The sequence below is a fragment of the Pseudomonas sp. LBUM1645 genome (assembly GCF_059716185.1).
Genome location: NZ_CP166811.1, coordinates 102201 through 125754, shown reverse-complemented (window position 1 = coordinate 125754; position 23554 = coordinate 102201). Strand labels below are relative to the sequence as shown.

Below are 23554 nucleotides of genomic sequence, written 5' to 3'. Positions count from 1 at the left end.
ACGGCAGTTGCAAAATCCCCAACCCTTGATGACAATGCGAGTAATTATCATTTGTGACGTTCGGGCTGTCGCGTTCATGTCCTCACCTGAGTTTGCAGTACAGGCGCTTTACTGTAGCCATCACGGTTGGCTCAATACGTGGCTGCGCGCTCGATTGGGTAATGCAGCCGATGCGGCGGACCTGGCCCAGGACACTTTTGTGCGTCTGCTGCACAGAACCGAACGCCTGGAACTCAAGGCTCCCCGCGCCTTTCTGCGAACGATCGCCCGTGGGTTGGTGATCGACCTTTGGCGCCGTGAAGAAATCGAACGCGCTTACCTGGAAACCATCGCCCATTTGCCCGAGTCGGAAACCCCGAGCGTCGAATCGCGGGCATTAGTGCTTGAGTTGCTGGAAAGCATCGCCCGTATGCTCGAAGGCCTGAAGCCGAAAGTACGTCAGGCATTTCTGCTGGCGCAGTGCGAAGGGCTTACCCACAAACACATCGCCGAGCAGATGGGTTTGTCTCTGCGTTCAGTTGAGCGCTATGTCGCCGACGCGCTGTATCACTGCTACGTGCTGCGGTATGAAACGTGATGCCTGTGGATAACTTGTCGCTGAATCGGCGCGGTGAACCGCACCAGCAGGTGGTTAAACAAGCCATCCATTGGCTGCTGCGTCTGCGTAACAACTCGGCTAATTCCAGGCTACGTCAGCAATGCGAGGTCTGGCGGGCCGAACACCATGAACACGAACTGGCCTGGCAACGGGTGCAGTCGCTGCAAGCCGAGTTGAGCAGCAACCTGCGGGCAGTGCCCGGTGCTCATGTGGCCTTCAATACGTTGGAAAACAGCGCCCAGGGACTGGGACGCCGCCAGGCCTTGAAGCTGCTGTCGGGTGCGTTGCTGATGGGGTCGGCGGCGTGGCTGGGCAAAGATGCCGTGGGCTGGCAACAGTGGACCTCCGATTTCGCCACCGCCACGGGCGAACGGCGCGGTTTCCAATTGCCCGACGGCACACGACTGGAACTCAACACCGCCAGTGCCGTGGATCTGGATTACAACGCGCAGCAACGGCTGATCAAACTGACTCGCGGCGAGATCATCGTGACGTGCGGCGGGATCGACGAAGGATCTCCGTTTGATCGACCGCTGCGGGTGCAAAGTCGCCAAGGTGTGTATGAAGGCGTGGGAGCACGTTTCATCCTGCGGCAGGACGGCGACTGCACGCGGCTCAGTGTTACCGGCGGCATGGTCCTCATACATTCACCACTTGCCACCGATGGCACACCGACCCAGGTGCAGGCCGGGCAGAGTTATCTGATCGATCATCACCAGGCGAGGTTGGCGCCACCGTTGAACATGGATGCCGGCGCTTGGGTCGACGGGCTGATCGTGACTCGCAATATGCGGCTGGGGGATTTCCTTGATGAAGTCGGACGCTATCGCCACGGTTATCTGACGTGCTCAGCGGACATTGCCGACTTGCGACTGTCCGGGGTTTTCCGCCTGGAGAACACCGACAGGTTGCTGGCCATCCTGCCGCAAACCCTGCCGGTACAACTGCGTTATCGCACTCGCTGGTGGGTGACGCTGGAGCGACAGGCCTGAATTATTTTTGGCGGGTTTTCCGGGCAAGTCCGGCTTAGTCAGTAAGCACTTCAATCCTGACCTCAGCGACTTCCTACGGAAACCTACAATGACTGTGCGCACCACCAGTAAGAATCCTCTTCATTTCGCCGCCGATTCAGGCGTCCTGCGCTACGCCGTACGCGCTGCGTTGTTCTCTACCGCGCTGGGTGTCGGCGTGCTGCCGACACTGGGCGTAGCGGCAGAGGGCAGCGAGGTCAGCAGCCACCGTTACAACATTGCCGCGGGCCCATTGAGCGATGTGCTCAACCAGTTTGCGCGTCAGGCGGGGATTACCTTGTCGACGACGCCTTCGCAAACCGAGGGCCTTCAGTCACCCGGCGTGCAGGGCGAGTTTTCGGCGGATCAGGCACTGCGACGTTTGCTCAGCGGTTCGGGTTTGGAGGCCGTGAGTCAGGATGGCAGTAGCTACGTGTTGCGCCAGGTCGCCGAAACCGAAGCGCTGGCATTGCCCACCACCGACATCAAAGGTTTTGCCCTCGGCAATGCGCTGGGCAGCATGGACGGCTACAACGCAACGCATAGCCAGATCGCCACCAAGACCAGTACTGCGTTGCTGGAAACCTCGCAAAGCGTCTCCGTGGTGACCCGCGAGCAAATGGACGATCAAGGTTCGCAAACCGTCTCCCAGGCCATGCGTTACACCCCCGGCGTGCTGACCAACCCTTATGGTGCAACCCACCGCTATGACTACGTGGCGCTGCGCGGCTTCAACGATGGTTCGGTGGATAACATCTATCTGGATGGCTTGAAGTCCATGGGGGACAGCGGCACCTACAGCACCATGCAAGTGGACCCGTATTTCCTCGAGCGCGTCGATATTCTCAAAGGGCCCTCATCGGTGCTCTACGGTCGCAGCTCACCCGGTGGCCTGGTGGCGCTGACCAGCAAGAAGCCGCTGTATGAGGCCTATCATCAGGTTCAAGCCACAGTGGGCACCCAGGGTCAGCGCGGCATGGGTTTCGACTTCAGCGGCCCTGTGGATGATGACAAACGCATCGCCTATCGCCTGACAGGGCTGGCGGATCAGTCCGACACACAGTTCGATCACAACAAAGAAAAACGCTTCGCCCTCGCGCCTACGGTGAGCATCGATTTCACCGAAGACACCTCGCTGACCCTGCAAGCCTATCTGCAGCACGATCCGGACGGCGGCTATCACGGCGGTGTGCCGGCCGACGGCACAATCCATCAGCGCAATGGGAATCGGATCTCCCCGCACTTCTTCGAAGGTGAACCGAGCATTGATGGCTTCCAGCGCGATCAGCAGTCCTTCGGTTATCAGTTCGAGCATCGCTTCAACGACGTCTTCACTGCACGACAGAACTTTCGTTACCTCGATTCCAAAGTGAAGCTGGATCAGGTCTATGCCTATGGCTGGACCACACCGACCAGTAATCAGTTGAATCGTTATTACACCGGTGGCGACGAGAAACTTCATGCCTTCATTGTCGATAACATGCTGCAAGCAGAGTTCCTCACCGGTGCAACCAAACACACCGTGCTGATGGGAGCGGACTACCAGCGTCGCAAAACCGTGGTCGACTGGACCAGTGGTGGTCTTGCACCGATTGATGCGTTCAACCCGGTGTATGGAAATTCGGACATCGACTTCTACAGTCCGACCAGCTACCTGCGTCGCCTGGAACAAACCGGCGTGTACCTGCAGGACCTGATCGAGATGGACAACTGGCGCTTCTCGCTCGGGTTGCGCCAAGACTGGGTCGAAACGTCCGATGAGAATCGGCTGGCTGAAACCGGCCGGCCGGTGGGCACTGAAATCAGTGACAAGCGCACCAAGCTGACTGGTCGCGCCGGGGCGCTGTACCTGTTTGATAGCGGCATTGCGCCTTACATCAGCTACTCCGAGTCGTTCAGCCCGAACTCTTACTCGGACAGTGCCGGAAATCCCCTGGCACCGACCGATGGCACTCAGTGGGAGGTGGGCCTGAAGTACCAACCGCCGGGCACCGATAACTTGTTCACCGCGTCGCTGTTCCGCATCGATCAGGAGAACCTGGCGACCAAACTGCCGCAGGAAAACTTCTATCGCGCCGTAGGTGCTGTCCGCTCTCAGGGTCTGGAACTGGAAGCGCACATGCAGCTGACTGACAACTTTAAAGTGCTCGGCAGCTACACCTTCACCGACATCGAGTACTCGAAGTCGATGATCAGCACCTTGAGCACGGCCACCGACGTGATCGAGAACAAGGGCAACTCGCCGACCCAGGCGCCACGGCATATGGCTTCGATCTGGGCTGACTACAAGTTCGACAGCGCGGCACTCGATGGTCTGCGATTGGGTGGTGGTGTGCGATATGTCGGCTATAGCTGGGCCGACGCGGAAAACACCATGAAGGTGCCGTCCTACACGCTGTTCGATGCGTCTGTGGGTTACGACTTAGGCAAAGTAGGGTTGAAGGGCGTGGATGTTCGCCTGAACGCGAACAACCTGACAAATGAGTCCTATGTCTCCTCCTGTGCCAGCCTGAACTTCTGCTACCTGGGCGAAGAACGCAATGTCGCCGCGACAGTGAGCTACCAGTTCTAATCGCTCTTCTTTTAGCGAGCCCAGAACGACAAAACCCCTGTCTGCGTTAGCAGACAGGGGTTTCGGAATTCAATCTTGACGATGACCTACTCTCACATGGGGAAACCCCACACTACCATCGGCGATGCATCGTTTCACTGCTGAGTTCGGGATGGGATCAGGTGGTTCCAATGCTCTATGGTCGTCAAGAAATTCTGTGACCAGCCCGTTACAGCGTAACGTGCCAGCAAAATTGGTGACTTCTACTAAAACAAAACCCCTACCTGCATACGCAGATAGGGGTTTCGGAATTTAATCTTGACGATGACCTACTCTCACATGGGGAAACCCCACACTACCATCGGCGATGCATCGTTTCACTGCTGAGTTCGGGATGGGATCAGGTGGTTCCAATGCTCTATGGTCGTCAAGAAATTCGGTAGCCAGGTCGTGGGCCTTTTCAGGTTCACGCTCCAGCGAATGGGTATGCGATAGTTTGGTGTTTGGTGAGTATCTCGAACTTTCGGTTCGTTTCGTCTTCACACACCGCAATCTGGCCTCTTTCGAGTTCACAAATTGCTTGGGTGTTATATGGTCAAGCCTCACGGGCAATTAGTATTGGTTAGCTCAACGCCTCACAGCGCTTACACACCCAACCTATCAACGTCGTAGTCTTCGACGGCCCTTCAGGGGACTCAAGGTCCCAGTGAGATCTCATCTTGAGGCTAGTTTCCCGCTTAGATGCTTTCAGCGGTTATCTATTCCGAACATAGCTACCCGGCAATGCCACTGGCGTGACAACCGGAACACCAGAGGTTCGTCCACTCCGGTCCTCTCGTACTAGGAGCAGCCCCTCTCAAATCTCAAACGTCCACGGCAGATAGGGACCGAACTGTCTCACGACGTTCTAAACCCAGCTCGCGTACCACTTTAAATGGCGAACAGCCATACCCTTGGGACCGGCTTCAGCCCCAGGATGTGATGAGCCGACATCGAGGTGCCAAACACCGCCGTCGATATGAACTCTTGGGCGGTATCAGCCTGTTATCCCCGGAGTACCTTTTATCCGTTGAGCGATGGCCCTTCCATACAGAACCACCGGATCACTAAGACCTACTTTCGTACCTGCTCGACGTGTCTGTCTCGCAGTCAAGCGCGCTTTTGCCTTTATACTCTACGACCGATTTCCGACCGGTCTGAGCGCACCTTCGTACTCCTCCGTTACTCTTTAGGAGGAGACCGCCCCAGTCAAACTACCCACCATACACTGTCCTCGATCCGGATAACGGACCTGAGTTAGAACCTCAAAGTTGCCAGGGTGGTATTTCAAGGTTGGCTCCACGCGAACTGGCGTCCACGCTTCAAAGCCTCCCACCTATCCTACACAAGCAAATTCAAAGTCCAGTGCAAAGCTATAGTAAAGGTTCACGGGGTCTTTCCGTCTAGCCGCGGATACACTGCATCTTCACAGCGATTTCAATTTCACTGAGTCTCGGGTGGAGACAGCGCCGCCATCGTTACGCCATTCGTGCAGGTCGGAACTTACCCGACAAGGAATTTCGCTACCTTAGGACCGTTATAGTTACGGCCGCCGTTTACCGGGGCTTCGATCAAGAGCTTCGCGTTAGCTAACCCCATCAATTAACCTTCCGGCACCGGGCAGGCGTCACACCCTATACGTCCACTTTCGTGTTTGCAGAGTGCTGTGTTTTTAATAAACAGTCGCAGCGGCCTGGTATCTTCGACCGGCATGGGCTTACGCAGTAAATGCTTCACCCTCACCGGCGCACCTTCTCCCGAAGTTACGGTGCCATTTTGCCTAGTTCCTTCACCCGAGTTCTCTCAAGCGCCTTGGTATTCTCTACCCAACCACCTGTGTCGGTTTGGGGTACGGTTCCTGGTTACCTGAAGCTTAGAAGCTTTTCTTGGAAGCATGGCATCAACCACTTCGTCACCCAAAGGGTAACTCGTCATCAGCTCTCGGCCTTAGAATCCCGGATTTACCTAAGATTCCAGCCTACCACCTTAAACTTGGACAACCAACGCCAAGCTGGCCTAGCCTTCTCCGTCCCTCCATCGCAATAACCAGAAGTACAGGAATATTAACCTGTTTTCCATCGACTACGCTTTTCAGCCTCGCCTTAGGGACCGACTAACCCTGCGTCGATTAACGTTGCGCAGGAAACCTTGGTCTTTCGGCGTGGGTGTTTTTCACACCCATTGTCGTTACTCATGTCAGCATTCGCACTTCTGATACCTCCAGCAAGCTTCTCAACTCACCTTCACAGGCTTACAGAACGCTCCTCTACCGCATCACCTAAGTGATACCCGTAGCTTCGGTGTATGGTTTGAGCCCCGTTACATCTTCCGCGCAGGCCGACTCGACTAGTGAGCTATTACGCTTTCTTTAAAGGGTGGCTGCTTCTAAGCCAACCTCCTAGCTGTCTAAGCCTTCCCACATCGTTTCCCACTTAACCATAACTTTGGGACCTTAGCTGACGGTCTGGGTTGTTTCCCTTTTCACGACGGACGTTAGCACCCGCCGTGTGTCTCCCATGCTCGGCACTTGTAGGTATTCGGAGTTTGCATCGGTTTGGTAAGTCGGGATGACCCCCTAGCCGAAACAGTGCTCTACCCCCTACAGTGATACATGAGGCGCTACCTAAATAGCTTTCGAGGAGAACCAGCTATCTCCGAGCTTGATTAGCCTTTCACTCCGATCCACAGGTCATCCGCTAACTTTTCAACGGTAGTCGGTTCGGTCCTCCAGTTAGTGTTACCCAACCTTCAACCTGCCCATGGATAGATCGCCCGGTTTCGGGTCTATTCCCAGCGACTAGACGCCCTATTAAGACTCGCTTTCGCTACGCCTCCCCTATTCGGTTAAGCTCGCCACTGAAAATAAGTCGCTGACCCATTATACAAAAGGTACGCAGTCACCCAACAAAGTGGGCTCCCACTGCTTGTACGCATACGGTTTCAGGATCTATTTCACTCCCCTCTCCGGGGTTCTTTTCGCCTTTCCCTCACGGTACTAGTTCACTATCGGTCAGTCAGTAGTATTTAGCCTTGGAGGATGGTCCCCCCATATTCAGACAAAGTTTCTCGTGCTCCGTCCTACTCGATTTCATGACTAAGAGATTTTCGCGTACAGGGCTATCACCCACTATGGCCGTACTTTCCAGAACGTTCCGCTAATCTCAAAGCCACTTAAGGGCTAGTCCCCGTTCGCTCGCCACTACTAAGGGAATCTCGGTTGATTTCTTTTCCTCAGGGTACTTAGATGTTTCAGTTCCCCTGGTTCGCCTCTTAAGCCTATGTATTCAGCTTAAGATAACCATCTTATGATGGCTGGGTTCCCCCATTCAGACATCTCCGGATCAAAGTCTGTTTGCCGACTCCCCGAAGCTTTTCGCAGGCTACCACGTCTTTCATCGCCTCTGACTGCCAAGGCATCCACCGTATGCGCTTCTTCACTTGACCATATAACCCCAAGCAATCTGGTTATACTGTGAAGACGACATTCGCCGAAAATTCGATAATACTCAATTAAGAGCAACTCACAAATTTTACCTTAGCCTGATCCGTTACCAGTGAAAGTAACGTCCAGTCTATCTTTCTATCACATACCCAAATTTTTAAAGAACGATCTAATCCAAAGACTAGAAATCAACATTCACCATCCTACGATGGAATGCTCATTTCTAAGCTTTCAACAAACAGAAGCAGTAGTGGTGGAGCCAAACGGGATCGAACCGTTGACCTCCTGCGTGCAAGGCAGGCGCTCTCCCAGCTGAGCTATGGCCCCGTATTTCTACAGGTTCCCACACAAAATTGGTGGGTCTGGGCAGATTCGAACTGCCGACCTCACCCTTATCAGGGGTGCGCTCTAACCAACTGAGCTACAGACCCAATTTCGGGCTGCTTCTTTATCGTCTTCTTCAATGAATCAAGCAATTCGTGTGGGAACTTATGGAGCAGCTGATGTCGTCGATTAAGGAGGTGATCCAGCCGCAGGTTCCCCTACGGCTACCTTGTTACGACTTCACCCCAGTCATGAATCACACCGTGGTAACCGTCCTCCCGAAGGTTAGACTAGCTACTTCTGGTGCAACCCACTCCCATGGTGTGACGGGCGGTGTGTACAAGGCCCGGGAACGTATTCACCGCGACATTCTGATTCGCGATTACTAGCGATTCCGACTTCACGCAGTCGAGTTGCAGACTGCGATCCGGACTACGATCGGTTTTCTGGGATTAGCTCCACCTCGCGGCTTGGCAACCCTCTGTACCGACCATTGTAGCACGTGTGTAGCCCAGGCCGTAAGGGCCATGATGACTTGACGTCATCCCCACCTTCCTCCGGTTTGTCACCGGCAGTCTCCTTAGAGTGCCCACCATTACGTGCTGGTAACTAAGGACAAGGGTTGCGCTCGTTACGGGACTTAACCCAACATCTCACGACACGAGCTGACGACAGCCATGCAGCACCTGTCTCAATGTTCCCGAAGGCACCAATCCATCTCTGGAAAGTTCATTGGATGTCAAGGCCTGGTAAGGTTCTTCGCGTTGCTTCGAATTAAACCACATGCTCCACCGCTTGTGCGGGCCCCCGTCAATTCATTTGAGTTTTAACCTTGCGGCCGTACTCCCCAGGCGGTCAACTTAATGCGTTAGCTGCGCCACTAAGAGCTCAAGGCTCCCAACGGCTAGTTGACATCGTTTACGGCGTGGACTACCAGGGTATCTAATCCTGTTTGCTCCCCACGCTTTCGCACCTCAGTGTCAGTATCAGTCCAGGTGGTCGCCTTCGCCACTGGTGTTCCTTCCTATATCTACGCATTTCACCGCTACACAGGAAATTCCACCACCCTCTACCATACTCTAGCTTGTCAGTTTTGAATGCAGTTCCCAGGTTGAGCCCGGGGATTTCACATCCAACTTAACAAACCACCTACGCGCGCTTTACGCCCAGTAATTCCGATTAACGCTTGCACCCTCTGTATTACCGCGGCTGCTGGCACAGAGTTAGCCGGTGCTTATTCTGTCGGTAACGTCAAGACACCAACGTATTAGGTTAATGCCCTTCCTCCCAACTTAAAGTGCTTTACAATCCGAAGACCTTCTTCACACACGCGGCATGGCTGGATCAGGCTTTCGCCCATTGTCCAATATTCCCCACTGCTGCCTCCCGTAGGAGTCTGGACCGTGTCTCAGTTCCAGTGTGACTGATCATCCTCTCAGACCAGTTACGGATCGTCGCCTTGGTGAGCCATTACCTCACCAACTAGCTAATCCGACCTAGGCTCATCTGATAGCGCAAGGCCCGAAGGTCCCCTGCTTTCTCCCGTAGGACGTATGCGGTATTAGCGTCCGTTTCCGAGCGTTATCCCCCACTACCAGGCAGATTCCTAGGCATTACTCACCCGTCCGCCGCTCGCCACCAGGTACAAGTACCCGTGCTGCCGCTCGACTTGCATGTGTTAGGCCTGCCGCCAGCGTTCAATCTGAGCCATGATCAAACTCTTCAGTTCAAACATCTTTGGGTTTTTAAGAAACCCTAAACTTGGCTCAGCAATCGTTGGTTACATCTTTGATTTCTCGCGGAGTAACTTGTGATGCTGATAATCTTGTTGACTATCAGTCTGACTCCACAAGCACCCACACGAATTGCTTGATTCAGTTGTTAAAGAGCGGTTGGTTAAGATCTTTCGTCTCAACCGAGGCGCGCATTCTACAGCAGCCTCTGTTGCTGTCAAGCGGTTATTTTCCGAAGTTTTCAAAGTTTCCTTTGCAACTTCAACCACTTGCGCTTTCGATCTCTCGTTAGCGGGAGGCGAATTCTACAGCGTTACTCGCTGCTGTCAACACCTCTTTTGTTCCGCTTTCGACCGAGAAGATCGAATCGTCAATCGAGCCAAACAACCCCGCTCAATCAACTCCTTCTGGGCTTCGATGACCTGAAGCAACTCGCTGTCGAAAACTGCGTAACTCATTGTTTACCAAGGAGTTTTCCGTTTCGACTGCGCCGGAAGTGGGGCGAATTATAGACTTCCAGCATCTGCCGTCAACCCTTAATTGCGCTTTTCTATCAAACACTTGCAGAACGCCGAAAAACAGCCCGTTTCCTCTCTATATAGGAGAGTAAAACCACTCCTTCTATATAGAAGAAATCCTCAGAGCACCCCTGCCTCTTTGAATGCAGCCACAACGCCGGCATCCAGACCCAACACCCGCTGCAGAACCTCCAGCGTATGCTCCCCTAAAAGAGGAGGCGCATTGCGATACTCCACAGGCGTTTCGGACAGACGAATCGGACTCGCCACCTGCGGCACCATCCCGGCCAGCACATGAGGCAGCTCGATCGCCAACCCGCGCGCCTTAACCTGAGGATCCGCAAACATCTGAGCCAGATCATTGATCGGCCCGCACGGCACACCCGCTTGCTCCAGCTGCAGCACCCACTCAGCAGTCGTCTTGAACACAGTCGCTTGGCGAATAAGCGGAATCAACACCGCACGATTCGCCACCCGCAACTTGTTGTTCGTAAAGCGTGGATCATCTGCCCACTGCGGCTGACCAGCCACTTCAGCAAACTTGCGAAACTGCCCGTCATTACCCACGGTGAGGATGAAGTCTCCATCCGCCGTAGGAAAGTCCTGATAAGGCACGATATTCGGATGAGCATTACCCAGGCGCTTCGGAGCATTGCCCGTAGTCAGGTAATTCATTGCCTGGTTAGCCAGACAAGCCACCTGAACATCCAGCAGCGCCATATCAATATGCTGGCCGCCGCCGTCATGATCCCGATGCGCAAGCGCTGCAAGGATCGCCACGGTCGAATAGAGACCGGTCAAAATGTCCGTCAGCGCCACGCCGACTTTCACCGGCCCGGCACCCTCATCCCCTTCGGGTCGCCCCGTCAGACTCATCAGACCGCCCAGCCCCTGGATCATGAAGTCATAACCCGCGCGCTTGGCGTAAGGGCCAGTCTGGCCAAACCCGGTAATCGAGCAATAGATCAGATTCGGATTGATCGCCTTTAGCGACTCATAGTCCAAACCATATGCCGCCAGACCACCGACTTTGAAGTTCTCGATCAGGATGTCCGACTTCGCCGCCAGATCACGCACCAGCTTCTGCCCTTCAGGCCGGGTGAAGTCGATGGTCACCGATTGCTTGTTGCGATTGGCCGACAAGTAATAAGCGGCCTCGCTAGTGTTCTCGCCATAAGCGTCTTTAAGGAAGGGAGGCCCCCAGGCGCGCGTGTCATCGCCATTGCCCGGGCGCTCGACCTTGATCACTTCGGCGCCAAGGTCAGCAAGGATCTGCCCGGCCCAGGGCCCGGCCAGCACCCGCGATAAATCCAGAACCCGTAGATGCGAAAGCGCGCCCATGGCCGTTCTCCTATTAATAGAACGCCTGGATGCCAGTCTGCGCACGACCGAGGATCAGTGCGTGGACGTCATGCGTACCTTCATAGGTATTCACCACTTCCAGGTTGACCAAGTGGCGAGCAACACCGAACTCATCGGAAATACCATTACCACCCAGCATGTCGCGCGCCATACGAGCAATGTCCAGGGACTTGCCACAGGAGTTGCGCTTCATCATCGAAGTGATCTCGACCGCCGCAGTACCTTCATCTTTCATACGACCCAGACGCAGGCAACCTTGCAGCGCCAGGGTGATTTCAGTCTGCATGTCGGCCAGCTTCTTCTGGATCAGCTGAGTTGCGGCCAATGGACGGCCGAACTGCTGACGATCCAAGGTGTATTGGCGAGCGGTGTGCCAGCAGAACTCGGCAGCACCCAGCGCGCCCCAGGAAATGCCATAACGTGCTGAGTTGAGGCAGGTAAAAGGACCTTTCAAGCCACGGACATCCGGGAAGATGTTCTCTTCAGGGACAAACACGTTGTCCATGACGATCTCGCCGGTGATGGATGCACGCAGGCCAACCTTGCCGTGAATCGCAGGAGCACTCAGGCCCTTCCAGCCTTTCTCCAGAACGAAGCCGCGGATGTCGCCAGCGTCGTCCTTGCCCCAGACCACGAACACATCAGCGATCGGGCTGTTGGTGATCCACATCTTGTTGCCGGTCAGGCTGTAGCCGCCTTCCACTTTGCGTGCACGAGTAATCATCGCGCCCGGGTCGGAACCGTGGTTGGGCTCGGTCAGACCGAAGCAGCCAATCCATTCGCCTGAAGCCAGTTTCGGCAGGTATTTCTGTTTCTGGGCTTCGGTACCGAATTCATTGATCGGCACCATGACCAGCGAGGACTGCACACTCATCATCGAACGATAGCCGGAGTCGACACGCTCGACCTCACGGGCTATCAGGCCGTAGCTGACGTAGTTCAGGCCGCTACCACCATACTGCTCAGGGATAGTTGCGCCCAACAGGCCGATCTCACCCATCTCGCGGAAGATCGCCGGGTCGGTCTTTTCATGGCGGAAAGCTTCGAGAACACGCGGCGCGAGCTTCTGTTGAGCGAATTGCTCAGCGGTGTCGCGGATCATGCGTTCTTCTTCGGTGAGCTGTTGATCCAGCAGCAGGGGATCGATCCAGTTGAAGCTAGCTTTACCGCCCATGAGTGTGTCCTCTCGAATCGGGTCAAATAACGTGGGCTGATCCTAGGCCGGGTTCGGCGTTACGGCAAACGAGGATTTTGCATACTGTTGTGCTAATTTCTCACTCCGAAACATCGCAAAGTAGCTTTTATGCAATGTATTAGTGAGGTTGACGTACATGCGCAGGAAAATCCCCAGCACAACGGCCCTGATCAGCTTTGAAGCGGCCGCTCGCCATGAAAGTTTTACCAAGGCAGCTCAGGAGCTTTCGCTCACTCAGGGCGCCATTTGCCGACAGATCGCCAGCCTTGAGGAGTTCCTCGGCGTAGAACTGTTCCGACGCTCGCGACGCGGGGTCAAGCTGACGGAGGCCGGTCTTTCCTACAGCCGCCGGGTGGCCACCCAACTCGATGCGGTTGAACGGGACACCTTGTCAGTGATGGGCCAGCAAGGCGCTAACGTGATCGAACTGGCAGTGGTTCCAACCTTCGGCACTCAATGGCTGCTGCCACGACTCAAGGACTTCCAGCAAAAGCATCCGGAAGTGACGGTCAACCTCACCAACCGAACACGCCCCTTCCTGTTTGCCGACACCGACTTCGATGCCGCTATCTATTTTGGCGACGCGGACTGGTCAGGTACCGAATCCCACAGGCTGATGGGTGAGAATCCGATGCCGGTGTGCAGCCCCAACCTCCTGGGGAAAAAGACAACCCTGTCTCCCGGCGAGATCGCCGAATTGCCCCTGCTGCAGCAGACCACTCGCCCTTATGCCTGGCGTCAGTGGTTCAACTCTCAAAACCTAAATATCCCGCGAGACATGACAGGACCGCGCTACGAGCTATTCTCCATGCTTGCTCAAGCCGCCATGCACGATATGGGAATAGCGCTGATTCCACCGTTCCTGATTCAACGCGAACTGGCCGAGAAGCGCCTGGTCATTGCCAACGCCCAAGCGTTATCAAGCATCAAGGCGTATTACTTGATGATTCCCGAGCGAAAGGTCGAATCGGCCTCTTTAAGGGCATTTCGCGATTGGCTGGTCAATCAGGCACAGAGCTACAGCCTAGAAGGATAAAGGCCTTGCGCTACTAGCTGACCCCGTAGTCAGCAAAATCAAAGCACTACAGATATAAGTATTTGTCGCATATTCGAAGACTGTACCGACAAGCAGTACAAACGTCCCACAAGAGCCTGAAAACGTGGCCTTGAGCCTCTATTGCGGAGCAATAACGACTCATTCACCTGACCGATGTGAAAATTCTTCAATTTTTACAAGAATCCTTACAAGTCACGGCCTGCAAGGGATTGAGCCGGTCAGTTGCGACATTCGGTCACGGGGTGACTTGTAGTTAATTTTCCGTCACCCGTCATAAACCCTTGAAGGGCATTAAGTTCGCCTGCAAAATGCCGCGCCCCGCCCTGATTTGGCGGGATCGTGCTGATCGGCCGCCCCCAGCCGCACCATCCGAAGTGCCTGGGTTTACTCAATAAGATCACGCAGGAGATTTGACGTGCACATTGGTGTTCCTCTCGAAACCCAGACCGGTGAAACGCGGGTTGCTGCAACCCCGGAAACCATCAAGAAGCTGATCGGCCAGGGTCATAAGGTCACTGTGCAAAGCGGCGCCGGCATTAACGCCAGCGTTGTCGACAGTGCCTATGAAGCGGCAGGCGCAATTATTGGCAGCGCCAACGATGCGTTTGGTGCCGAGCTGATTCTCAAGGTGGTCGCCCCCAGCGACAGCGAACTGACGCTGATTAAAAGCGGCACCGTTGTGGTGGGCATGCTCAACCCGTTCAGCAATGAAACCATTGCCAAGCTGGCTGAGTGCGGCATTACCGCTTTCGCACTGGAGGCCGCACCACGCACCTCCCGCGCTCAGAGCCTGGATGTGCTGTCCTCCCAAGCCAACATCGCCGGCTATAAAGCCGTGTTGCTGGCCGCTCACCACTATCCACGCTTCATGCCAATGCTGATGACTGCTGCGGGTACCGTGAAAGCGGCGCGCGTGCTGATTCTCGGCGCTGGCGTGGCTGGTTTGCAGGCGATCGCTACGGCGAAACGTCTGGGTGCCGTGATCGAAGCGTCTGACGTGCGTCCTGCGGTAAAAGAGCAGATCGAATCCCTCGGCGCCAAGTTCGTCGACGTGCCTTACGAGACCGATGAAGAGCGCGAATGCGCTGTCGGTGTCGGCGGTTACGCGCGACCAATGCCCGCCAGCTGGATGCAACGTCAGGCCCTGGCCGTGCACGAACGCGCCAAACAGGCTGACATCGTCATCACCACCGCTCTGATCCCGGGCCGCAAGGCACCGACGCTGTTGAGCGCGGAAACCGTGGCGCAGATGAAACCGGGTTCGGTGGTCATCGACCTCGCGGCAGCCCAGGGCGGCAACTGTCCGCTGACCGTGGCTGACCAGGTCGTCGTCGAGAATGGCGTGACCATTTGCGGTCCGACCAACCTGGCCGGTGCAGTCGCGGCGGATGCTTCGGCCCTGTACGCGCGCAACCTGCTGGACTTCCTGAAGCTGGTCTTCAACAAAGAAGGCCAGTTCGAGATCAACCTCGAAGACGACATCGTCGCCGCGTGCCTGATGTGCCGCGACGGCCAAGTCATCCGCAAAAACGCCTAAGCAGGGATTCAGACGATGGAAGAGCTTATCTCCCCCGGTATCTACAACCTGATCATCTTCGTGCTGGCGATTTATGTCGGTTATCACGTGGTCTGGAACGTTACACCTGCACTGCACACGCCTTTGATGGCGGTGACTAACGCCATTTCGGCGATTGTGATCGTCGGCGCCATGCTGGCCGCGGCGTTGACCGTGACGCCACTGGGCAAAACCATGGGCACCCTGGCGGTAGCTCTGGCAGCGGTGAACGTATTTGGTGGCTTCCTGGTTACCCGCAGGATGCTTGAGATGTTCAAGAAAAAAGCCCCAAAAGCAGTAAAAGAAGAGGCGCCTAAGTAATGAGCATGAATCTCGTCACGACGCTCTACTTGATCGCGTCGATCTGCTTCATCCAGGCCCTCAAAGGCCTCTCGCACCCGACCACGTCGCGGCGCGGCAATGTGTACGGCATGCTCGGCATGGCGCTGGCGATCCTCACCACAGTGGGCCTCGTCTATAAGCTGGGCGCCGAGTTGGCCACCGCCGGTATCGGTTACGTCATCGTAGGTCTGTTGGTCGGCGGTACCGCCGGGTCGATCATGGCCAAGCGCGTTGAAATGACCAAAATGCCGGAACTGGTCGCCTTCATGCACAGCATGATCGGTATGGCCGCGGTGTTCATTGCGATCGCTGCTGTTGTAGAGCCGCAATCGCTGGGCATCGTCAAGCAACTGGGTGATGCGATTCCTGCCGGTAACCGCCTGGAGCTGTTCCTCGGTGCCGCCATCGGTGCAATCACCTTCTCCGGTTCGGTGATCGCGTTCGGCAAGCTGTCGGGCAAGTACAAGTTCCGCCTGTTCCAGGGCGCGCCCGTTCAGTTCGGCGGCCAGCACAAGCTGAACCTGCTGCTGGGCCTGGCGACACTGGGCCTCGGCGTGACCTTCATGCTGACCGGCAACCTGAACGCCTTCGCGCTGATGCTGGCCCTGGCCTTCGTGCTGGGCGTGCTGATCATCATCCCGATCGGCGGCGCGGACATGCCGGTGGTTGTGTCGATGCTTAACAGCTACTCCGGCTGGGCAGCGGCGGGGATCGGCTTCTCGCTGAACAACTCGATGCTGATCATCGCAGGTTCGCTGGTGGGTTCGTCCGGTGCGATCCTCTCGTACATCATGTGCAAAGCGATGAACCGTTCGTTCTTCAACGTACTGCTCGGTGGTTTCGGCAACACGGTAGATGCAACTGGCCCGGCAGGCTCGAAAGAGGCCCGTCCGGTGAAATCCGGTTCGGCTGACGATGCGACCTTCCTGCTGACCAACGCCGACACCGTGATCATCGTTCCGGGTTATGGCCTGGCGGTGGCACGCGCCCAACACTCACTGATGGAGCTGGCGGAGAAGCTGACTCACCGGGGAGTCACTGTGAAGTTTGCGATCCACCCGGTCGCCGGTCGGATGCCAGGGCACATGAACGTCCTGCTGGCCGAAGCCGAAGTGCCTTACGAGCAGGTGTTCGAGATGGATGACATCAACTCCGAGTTCGGCCAGGCCGACGTGGTGCTGGTGCTCGGCGCCAACGACGTGGTCAACCCGGCGGCGAAGAACGATCCGAAATCGCCGATTGCCGGCATGCCGATCCTCGAGGCTTATAAAGCCAAGACCGTGATCGTCAACAAGCGCTCAATGGCCAGCGGCTATGCCGGTCTGGACAACGAACTGTTCTACCTGGACAAAACCATGATGGTCTTCGGCGACGCCAAGAAAGTTATCGAAGACATGGTCAAAGCCATCGAGTAAAACCTGCGGAAGCAGCAATACCCAAAACCTCAGCCTTTAGTAGGCTGGGGTTTTTTATTGCCCGCTAAAAACCGACCAAAGGCTCTAAATCAGGGCTCTGCATTCGACCATGGTAGCGGGAGGAATTTTTTTGAAATCACTAAACTGCACACCTTGCTTTCGTTGCCCGAGATAACAATCCATGTACCGTGATCGTATTCGCTTGCCTTCGTTGTTGGATAAGGTGATGAGCGCCGCTGACGCTGCCGCTCTGATTGAGGACGGCATGACCGTCGGCATGAGTGGTTTCACTCGCGCCGGCGAAGCCAAAGCCGTGCCCCACGCATTGGCCGAACGCGCCAAAATCACCCCGCTGAAAATCACGCTGATGACCGGCGCCAGCCTGGGCAACGACCTCGATAAACAGCTCACCGAAGCCGGCGTATTGTCACGACGCATGCCCTTCCAGGTCGATAGCACCCTGCGCAAGGCCATTAACGCCGGCGAAGTGATGTTCATTGACCAGCATCTCTCGGAAACCGTTGAGCAATTGCGCAACCAGCAGCTCAAACTGCCGGACATCGCGGTGATTGAGGCCGTAGCGATCACCGAGCAGGGCCATATCGTGCCGACCACTTCGGTGGGTAACTCGGCCAGCTTCGCGATTTTCGCCAAACAGGTGATCGTCGAGATCAACCTGGCGCACAACCCGAATCTCGAAGGTCTGCACGACATCTATATCCCGACCTATCGGCCGACCCGTACACCGATTCCGCTGGTAAAGGTCGACGATCGCATTGGCAGCACTGCCATCCCGATTCCGCCGGAAAAGATCGTCGCGATCGTGATCACCAATCAGTCCGACTCGCCGTCCACCGTGCTGCCGCCGGACGTTGATACCCAGGCCATTGCCGACCACCTGATCGACTTCTTCAAGCAGGAAGTGGCTGCCGGGCGCATGACTAACAAGCTCGGCCCGCTGCAGGCCGGGATTGGCAACATCGCCAACTCGGTGATGTGCGGCTTGATCGACTCGCCGTTCGAAGACCTGACGATGTACTCCGAAGTGCTTCAGGACTCGACCTTCGACCTGATCGACGCCGGGAAGCTGAGCTTTGCTTCGGGCAGTTCGATCACCTTGTCGAGCCGCCGCAATACCGATGTTTTCGGCAACCTTGAGCGCTACAAGGACAAACTGGTCCTGCGACCGCAAGAAATTTCCAACCACCCGGAAGTGGTGCGCCGGCTCGGCATCATCGGCATCAACACGGCGCTTGAGTTCGACTTGTACGGCAACGTCAACTCCACCCACATCTGCGGCACGCGGATGATGAACGGCATCGGCGGCTCGGGCGACTTTGCGCGCAACGCGCATTTGGCGATCTTCGTAACCAAATCGATCGCCAAGGGCGGCGCGATTTCCAGTGTGGTGCCGATGGTCAGCCACGTTGATCACACTGAGCATGACGTCGACATTCTTGTCACCGAGATAGGACTGGCGGACTTGCGTGGCCTGGCGCCGCGAGAGCGCGCTCGGGTCATCATCGACAACTGCGTGCACCCGGACTATCGCCAAGCCCTGGATGACTACTTCACAGCCGCTTGTGCACTCGGCGGGCACACGCCGCATATCCTGCGTGATGCCCTGAGTTGGCACATAAACCTGGAAGAAACCGGGCGGATGCTGACTGTGTAATTGGTACAGATAGCAGCTGACGCAAACACAGTTTCGTCAGCTTGCTGTTGCCAGACCTAATCCTGAATAAAACTGTACTGCTGTACCGGTCTTTCCCTACCGTAATTGCCTACCTTTTCGAGCCAAACAAGCAAAAACGCACTATATTGGTGCGGACAAGTACAGTTGCCTCAATTTATACCAGTACACCGCCCTTTAACAGTTAACTGGTCCCTCACAATACAGGTGAACTGTATCTAGAGAGACTGGCCAAACGAGAGGATCATTGGCATCAGTTAAACCACTACCTAATCCCGCCATAAGCGGAAGGATGTCAACCATGGAACGTACACTCAGTTCCGAGCTGTTTTTCGAAGACAACGCTGTAAAAACCCAGGCTTCCACGCCTCTTCGCGTTCTCGCCAACCTGATGCTGTGGCAGCGCCGCATCTCCAGCCGCCATCAACTGGCTCGTCTGGATTCGCGTCTGCTGGCTGACGCAGGGATTAGCGAAGCACAACGCTACGAAGAGCTGAGCAAGCCGTTCTGGCGCTAAGTTAGCGTCGCTGGCTCTGACCCACCGGGTCCACCGCCAGCACTCCAAATTGAAAAAACAAAGCCCGTCGTGGGAAACCACGACGGGCTTTGTCGTTTTGGACCCTCAACATGGGTCATACAGTAGAGACTCAGCCTAACCAGTACAGTTTTACCAATCTAACAACTGAACCAGTACAATTTCAGCTCAGTGTGTCTGTTGCGAAAGTGAGGACGGGATCACCATGAAATCCCGAACTGCCAGCAAAAGGACCGCGCCATGAATCACTTACTGGATGTTTCCGTTTCCACGCCTCTATCAACGCCTCGTTTCCTCTGGTTTCGTAGATTACTGAGGGGCGTTGCCAATAACCTGGAAAGGGCCCGAACCCGGCGTTTACTGGGCCAACTTGATGACCGGCAACTCTCAGACCTGAACATCAGCCACGCGGATCGTCTCAACGAATTGGATAAACCGTTCTGGCGCTAGCTTCCTGCTTGAACAGACGGGACTGTTCGAACCGACACTCATAGGCCTAATATCCAGATGAAACGTGGCGAACGCTGCATGATTGGCGTCTGACTCAACAGACACTGCGCCACCTCTCAATCAGTTTTCCCAAAGGAGTTTCACCATGTCCCGTCTTCGTCTGCTCAGCGCTGCAGCCCTGCTTGCCGTGGCCGCCAATTCCCACGCCACCAGCTTTATCGTGACCACCGATGCCGTCGTCGGCGCGCTCAAGGCCACGTCCGATGCGACCTCCGATGTCACTTCTTCTTTTCGCGATGACAAAATCGTACGCGCTGCCCGTGATGACGCCGCCAGCTTCGTGGCCAGCGAAGGCACCATTCGTGGCGTGAAACTGGAAAGCGCACTCGGCCATATTCGCCACCAGGCACCTCAGCTGAACGCAACTGACGCACAACTGGCGCAAGCCATACTGACTATCTAAGCGACATCAATGACGTGGGACACGCCAGCCGTGTCCCAATGTTTCGGCGCTAGCTCTAGACCGGACGTTGCGCTAGCCTTGCGACTCGCCTTCAGCTTTCGAGTCTCATGCGTTTTCTTTCAAATCTGTTGATCTCTCCGCTTTTCGTGGCAGCCTGCTGGGTGGGCTCGGTCCATGCCTATGACGCCTTCAATCTGTCTACACAAGGCATCGTGGCTACCGGCTACGCCACAAGCATGGTGACCTCCGCCCCCTTCGACCGTAAGCTGCTACTCGCGGCTCAGGATGACGCTGCGGCGTTCATTGCCAGTGACGGTCAACTGCGAGGAGTACAACTGGAGTCCGCCCTTATTTATCTGCGCCGGACCCAGCCAAAACTTCATGTCAGCGACCTTGAACTGGCGCAGGCAATTCTCGTCCAATAGTTATCCTTGTTCTTGCGGAGTCGTTCCATGCGTAGCCCCCTGATTGTTGCCACCCTTGGCCTGCTGTTATTGGCCGATGTGACTCAGGCGCACACCCTGGTTGCCACCAGTAACATTCTCATCAACGCCACCCGGCGCACCCTTGATTTCACTTCCGATACCACGACGTCCATCCGTGACTCGAAGATCGTTCGTGAAGCGCACGACGATGCGGCCAGTTTCGTCGCCAGCGATGGCGAGATTCGTGGCGCGCACCTGGAAGCGGCCTTCAACACGTTGCGCACCCGCGTACCGGAAGCTCGCGACGCCAGTGATCAGGTTCTCGCCGAAGCCATCCTCGCACTGTGAGGTCGCCAGGCGCCTGGCTGTTGGCCGGGGTCATGTTGCTGCTCGGCAACATGGCCCAAGCTGACTTGCAATTACGGCTCAAGACCGACGGCCTCAGCCCCGCTCAACAACAGGCCAGTCAGGCGTTGCTCGATGAAGCCATGCAGGCGCTGCCGCCGCGATTCATCGAGCAGCTCGACCGACGCATCGACGTCGGCTGGACCGATGACATGCCAAGTAACGCTTACGGCCAGGCGTCGCTGGTGTCCGAGCTCGATCTCAACCGCAACCTGCTTGCCAGCCTCACTGACGGCAGCGCCGCGACCAAAAAGACCTATCGTCCCCATGGCACCGTGCGCCGCGAAATGCTTGCCACGGTGCTGCACGAACTCACTCATATCTATGACCGCTCGCGCCTGTGGCCAGACGCGGAGCGCACGCTGATTCAGCGCTGCACCCGGCGCAACAGCAGCTCAGGGCTAGTCGGTATCCCGGATGAATGCCGCGGCCAGTCCGACCGACGCTTTACGCTCAGCGACGACCCGCACCTGCTCGACCTCGCCGGCTGGCCACAGTATGTCGGCCGTCGTGGCGAACGCGAACAGTACAACCGGCAGATTGCCCGCAGCCCGGACATTTACGAGACGAGCAGCCCCAAGGAGTTCGTCGCGGTCAACATGGAGTATTTCCTTCTCGACCCGGCCTACGCCTGTCGCCGTCCTGCGTTGTACCGCTACTACAAAGAACATTTCGGCTGGGCGCCCGCCGCTAAAGACACCTGCGGCAAATCCTTCTCCTTCCTCAATGCCGGCAACGATTTCGCCAAAACACCACTGGGCCAGGTCGATCCGGAACGGGTGTACGCCGTCGACTATCTGCTGGCTGAAGCCAACCAGAACTGGGTCAGCCGCTGGGGTCACAGCATGTTGCGGTTGGTGATCTGTGCACCCGGCCGACCACGTGGGCCGGATTGTCGACTGGATCTGGATCAGCATCTGGTGCTGTCCTACCGCGCCTTCGTCGGTGACGTACAGCTGTCGAGTTGGGACGGACTGGTGGGCAAATATCCGTCACGCCTGTTTGTCCTGCCGCTAGCCCAGGTGATCGACGAGTACACCAAGACCGAACTGCGCAGCCTGGCTTCGGTGCCGTTGACCCTGTCGCGCAGCGAGATCGAAGACGTGGTGGAACACGCCGCCGAAATGCACTGGAGTTACGACGGCAACTACTTCTTCCTGTCCAACAACTGCGCTGTAGAGGGCCTGAAGTTACTGCGTAGCAGCACCAACAATACAAAACTGGTCGGATTGGACAGCATCATGCCCAACGGTTTGCTGGAAGTGCTCAAGGGCCGCGGACTGGCGGACACCAGCGTGCTGGATGATCCCCGCGAAGCGCTGCGTCTGGGCTATCGATTCGACTCCTTCCGCGATCGTTATCAAGCGATGTTCGAAGTGCTGAAGAAGCACTTGCCGATCAAGCAGGAAAAGGTCGAAGACTGGCTCGCATTGAAAGCTGAAGAGCGCCGGCAATGGATCGACCAAGCCGATTTGCGCACCAGCGCAGCCTTGCTGTTATTGGAGCAGGCAGCCTTCCGCCAACAATTGGTGCTGGCCCAGGACGAAGTAAAGCAGCGCTATCTGGGCGCTCGGGAACTGAAGAACGGCGGCATGGACAAGGCCAACGCAACTTTGCAGCAAATTCTTGCCAACAGCGGCTTTCTCAGCCGTCCGGCGGAGCTGCTCGGCACCGGTGGTTATGGATTGCCGCAGCCAAGTGAGTGGCAGCGTCTGGAATCGGAAAGCAGCCTGCGCCAGAAACAACTTCAGGCGCTGACAGGCGATCTGGACAAAGAAGTGAGAGCGCTGCTCGAACCGAGCCGTGCAGCCGAGATGGCCGCCAATGAAGCCAACCTGAAGCAGGTTGGCGAGCATCTGAGGAAGTTGCACAAGGCTGCGGGCGGGCTGGAGTTGCCGTAAGTAACAGGCTTCGCGGCTAATCCGCGAAGCCTTCAACAACTACCTGCTATTCAAAGCACCCCTTCGAGAATTTCATAAACGATCCCGGTTCCTACGGCGATCAGCACAATGTCGCCACCCGCACGGCGCCATTCGTACCCTGGGTAATACGGCAGCCGACCCAAGGCCCGGTTATCCAGGCGCTCGCCGTAATAGCCGTGAGGCAATGGCCGGCCACGAACCAGATGAATACCCGGAGGTGGGGGAACACCGCGTACGAAATAGCCATGGTTATCGTGGATAGTCTGGCGCACCGGGCCGAAGTCCCGTGGCGGAGGGCCGCCGCGATGATTGTCCTGCGGGCCACGGTGATCGTCGCCATGATTGTCACCGCGGTTATCGTAATGGCCTTGCTGCTGGCCGCCGCGGTCGTGATCGTCGCGCTGATCAGCACTCGCATTCAGCAACGGGGTGGCACTGAGCATCAGCACACCCAGGCTGGCAATCAGACGTTTCGGCATTTTCATCGGGTCTTTCCTCACTGCACATACAGCAAAAAGGG

The 23554-nt window shown here is 56.3% G+C and carries 17 protein-coding genes, 2 tRNA genes and 4 rRNA genes; 14 read left to right on the top strand and 9 right to left on the bottom strand.

Annotated elements, in window-relative coordinates:
- The first annotated feature begins 76 nt into the window (after window positions 1–76).
- The 3 genes from ACA079_RS00620 (at window position 77) to ACA079_RS00610 (ending at window position 4180) form a co-directional block, all read left to right on the top strand.
- Window positions 77–577 (top strand): sigma-70 family RNA polymerase sigma factor, encoded by a 501-nt coding sequence (locus ACA079_RS00620; RefSeq protein ID WP_497702239.1) that lies wholly within the window; start codon window positions 77–79, stop codon window positions 575–577.
- A complete protein-coding gene (locus ACA079_RS00615) occupies window positions 577–1590 on the top strand; it encodes a FecR domain-containing protein (RefSeq protein WP_497702238.1) in 1014 nt (337 codons plus the stop codon). Before ACA079_RS00620 ends, ACA079_RS00615 begins: the two co-directional genes overlap by 1 nt.
- 88 nt (window positions 1591–1678) lie before the next feature.
- Entirely contained in the window at window positions 1679–4180 is a 2502-nt protein-coding gene (locus ACA079_RS00610; protein WP_497702237.1) for a TonB-dependent siderophore receptor, read from the top strand.
- 73 nt (window positions 4181–4253) lie between these two features.
- Here ACA079_RS00610 and rrf (ACA079_RS00605) read toward each other — a convergent pair.
- The 8 genes from rrf (ACA079_RS00605) to ACA079_RS00570 all read right to left on the bottom strand — a co-directional run bounded on the left by rrf (ACA079_RS00605) (window position 4254) and on the right by ACA079_RS00570 (window position 12751).
- Window positions 4254–4369 (bottom strand): 5S ribosomal RNA (gene rrf / locus ACA079_RS00605).
- A gap of 106 nt (window positions 4370–4475) precedes the next feature.
- Window positions 4476–4591: ribosomal RNA gene (rrf, locus tag ACA079_RS00600) — 5S ribosomal RNA — on the bottom strand.
- Window positions 4592–4750: 159 nt separating this feature from the next.
- Window positions 4751–7642 (bottom strand): 23S ribosomal RNA (locus tag ACA079_RS00595).
- A gap of 249 nt (window positions 7643–7891) precedes the next feature.
- Window positions 7892–7967 (bottom strand) — tRNA-Ala (locus ACA079_RS00590).
- Window positions 7968–7994: 27 nt separating this feature from the next.
- Window positions 7995–8071, bottom strand: a tRNA-Ile gene (locus tag ACA079_RS00585).
- 83 nt (window positions 8072–8154) lie between these two features.
- Window positions 8155–9693, bottom strand: a 16S ribosomal RNA gene (locus ACA079_RS00580).
- The 16S, 23S and 5S rRNA genes sit together here with 2 tRNA genes alongside, the layout of an rRNA operon.
- A 642-nt stretch (window positions 9694–10335) precedes the next feature.
- Window positions 10336–11556 (bottom strand): CaiB/BaiF CoA transferase family protein, encoded by a 1221-nt coding sequence (locus ACA079_RS00575; protein ID WP_497702236.1) that lies wholly within the window; start codon window positions 11554–11556, stop codon window positions 10336–10338.
- Window positions 11557–11569: 13 nt separating this feature from the next.
- Window positions 11570–12751 carry an acyl-CoA dehydrogenase gene (locus ACA079_RS00570; RefSeq protein WP_123369330.1) on the bottom strand — a complete coding sequence of 394 codons (1182 nt, stop codon included), beginning with the start codon at window positions 12749–12751 and terminating at the stop codon, window positions 11570–11572.
- 157 nt (window positions 12752–12908) lie between these two features.
- Between ACA079_RS00570 and ACA079_RS00565 the strand changes: the two genes are divergently transcribed.
- The 11 genes from ACA079_RS00565 to ACA079_RS00515 all read left to right on the top strand — a co-directional run bounded on the left by ACA079_RS00565 (window position 12909) and on the right by ACA079_RS00515 (window position 23013).
- Window positions 12909–13808 (top strand): LysR family transcriptional regulator, encoded by a 900-nt coding sequence (locus tag ACA079_RS00565; protein WP_497702235.1) that lies wholly within the window; start codon window positions 12909–12911, stop codon window positions 13806–13808.
- Window positions 13809–14244: 436 nt separating this feature from the next.
- Complete coding sequence (locus ACA079_RS00560) at window positions 14245–15366, top strand: Re/Si-specific NAD(P)(+) transhydrogenase subunit alpha (RefSeq protein ID WP_046044834.1); 1122 nt, start codon at window positions 14245–14247, stop codon at window positions 15364–15366.
- Between the two features lie 15 nt (window positions 15367–15381).
- A complete protein-coding gene (locus ACA079_RS00555) occupies window positions 15382–15705 on the top strand; it encodes an NAD(P) transhydrogenase subunit alpha part 2 (protein WP_003187010.1) in 324 nt (107 codons plus the stop codon).
- Window positions 15705–17141 carry an NAD(P)(+) transhydrogenase (Re/Si-specific) subunit beta gene (locus ACA079_RS00550; RefSeq protein WP_497269716.1) on the top strand — a complete coding sequence of 479 codons (1437 nt, stop codon included), beginning with the start codon at window positions 15705–15707 and terminating at the stop codon, window positions 17139–17141. The genes ACA079_RS00555 and ACA079_RS00550 overlap by 1 nt, the downstream gene beginning before the upstream one ends.
- A gap of 181 nt (window positions 17142–17322) precedes the next feature.
- Window positions 17323–18816: a succinyl-CoA:acetate CoA-transferase ScpC gene (gene scpC, locus ACA079_RS00545; RefSeq protein ID WP_497702234.1), complete on the top strand. Its 1494-nt coding sequence runs from the start codon at window positions 17323–17325 to the stop codon at window positions 18814–18816.
- A 319-nt stretch (window positions 18817–19135) separates the two neighbouring features.
- Complete coding sequence (locus ACA079_RS00540; protein ID WP_008154465.1) at window positions 19136–19351, top strand: DUF1127 domain-containing protein; 216 nt, start codon at window positions 19136–19138, stop codon at window positions 19349–19351.
- Between the two features lie 258 nt (window positions 19352–19609).
- The gene (locus ACA079_RS00535) at window positions 19610–19819 is read left to right on the top strand and encodes a DUF1127 domain-containing protein (RefSeq protein ID WP_497702233.1); all 210 of its coding nucleotides are present in this window, start codon (window positions 19610–19612) and stop codon (window positions 19817–19819) included.
- 145 nt (window positions 19820–19964) lie between these two features.
- Entirely contained in the window at window positions 19965–20282 is a 318-nt protein-coding gene (locus ACA079_RS00530; RefSeq protein WP_497702232.1) for a DUF2388 domain-containing protein, read from the top strand.
- Between the two features lie 107 nt (window positions 20283–20389).
- A complete protein-coding gene (locus ACA079_RS00525) occupies window positions 20390–20707 on the top strand; it encodes a DUF2388 domain-containing protein (RefSeq protein WP_497702231.1) in 318 nt (105 codons plus the stop codon).
- 27 nt (window positions 20708–20734) lie between these two features.
- Window positions 20735–21055 (top strand): DUF2388 domain-containing protein, encoded by a 321-nt coding sequence (locus tag ACA079_RS00520; protein ID WP_497702230.1) that lies wholly within the window; start codon window positions 20735–20737, stop codon window positions 21053–21055.
- Window positions 21052–23013 carry a DUF7844 domain-containing protein gene (locus tag ACA079_RS00515; RefSeq protein ID WP_497702229.1) on the top strand — a complete coding sequence of 654 codons (1962 nt, stop codon included), beginning with the start codon at window positions 21052–21054 and terminating at the stop codon, window positions 23011–23013. The genes ACA079_RS00520 and ACA079_RS00515 overlap by 4 nt, the downstream gene beginning before the upstream one ends.
- 50 nt (window positions 23014–23063) lie before the next feature.
- Here the strand turns inward: ACA079_RS00515 and ACA079_RS00510 are convergent, their stop codons facing one another.
- A complete protein-coding gene (locus ACA079_RS00510) occupies window positions 23064–23519 on the bottom strand; it encodes an anti-virulence regulator CigR family protein (protein WP_497702228.1) in 456 nt (151 codons plus the stop codon).
- Between the last annotated feature and the right edge of the window lie 35 nt (window positions 23520–23554).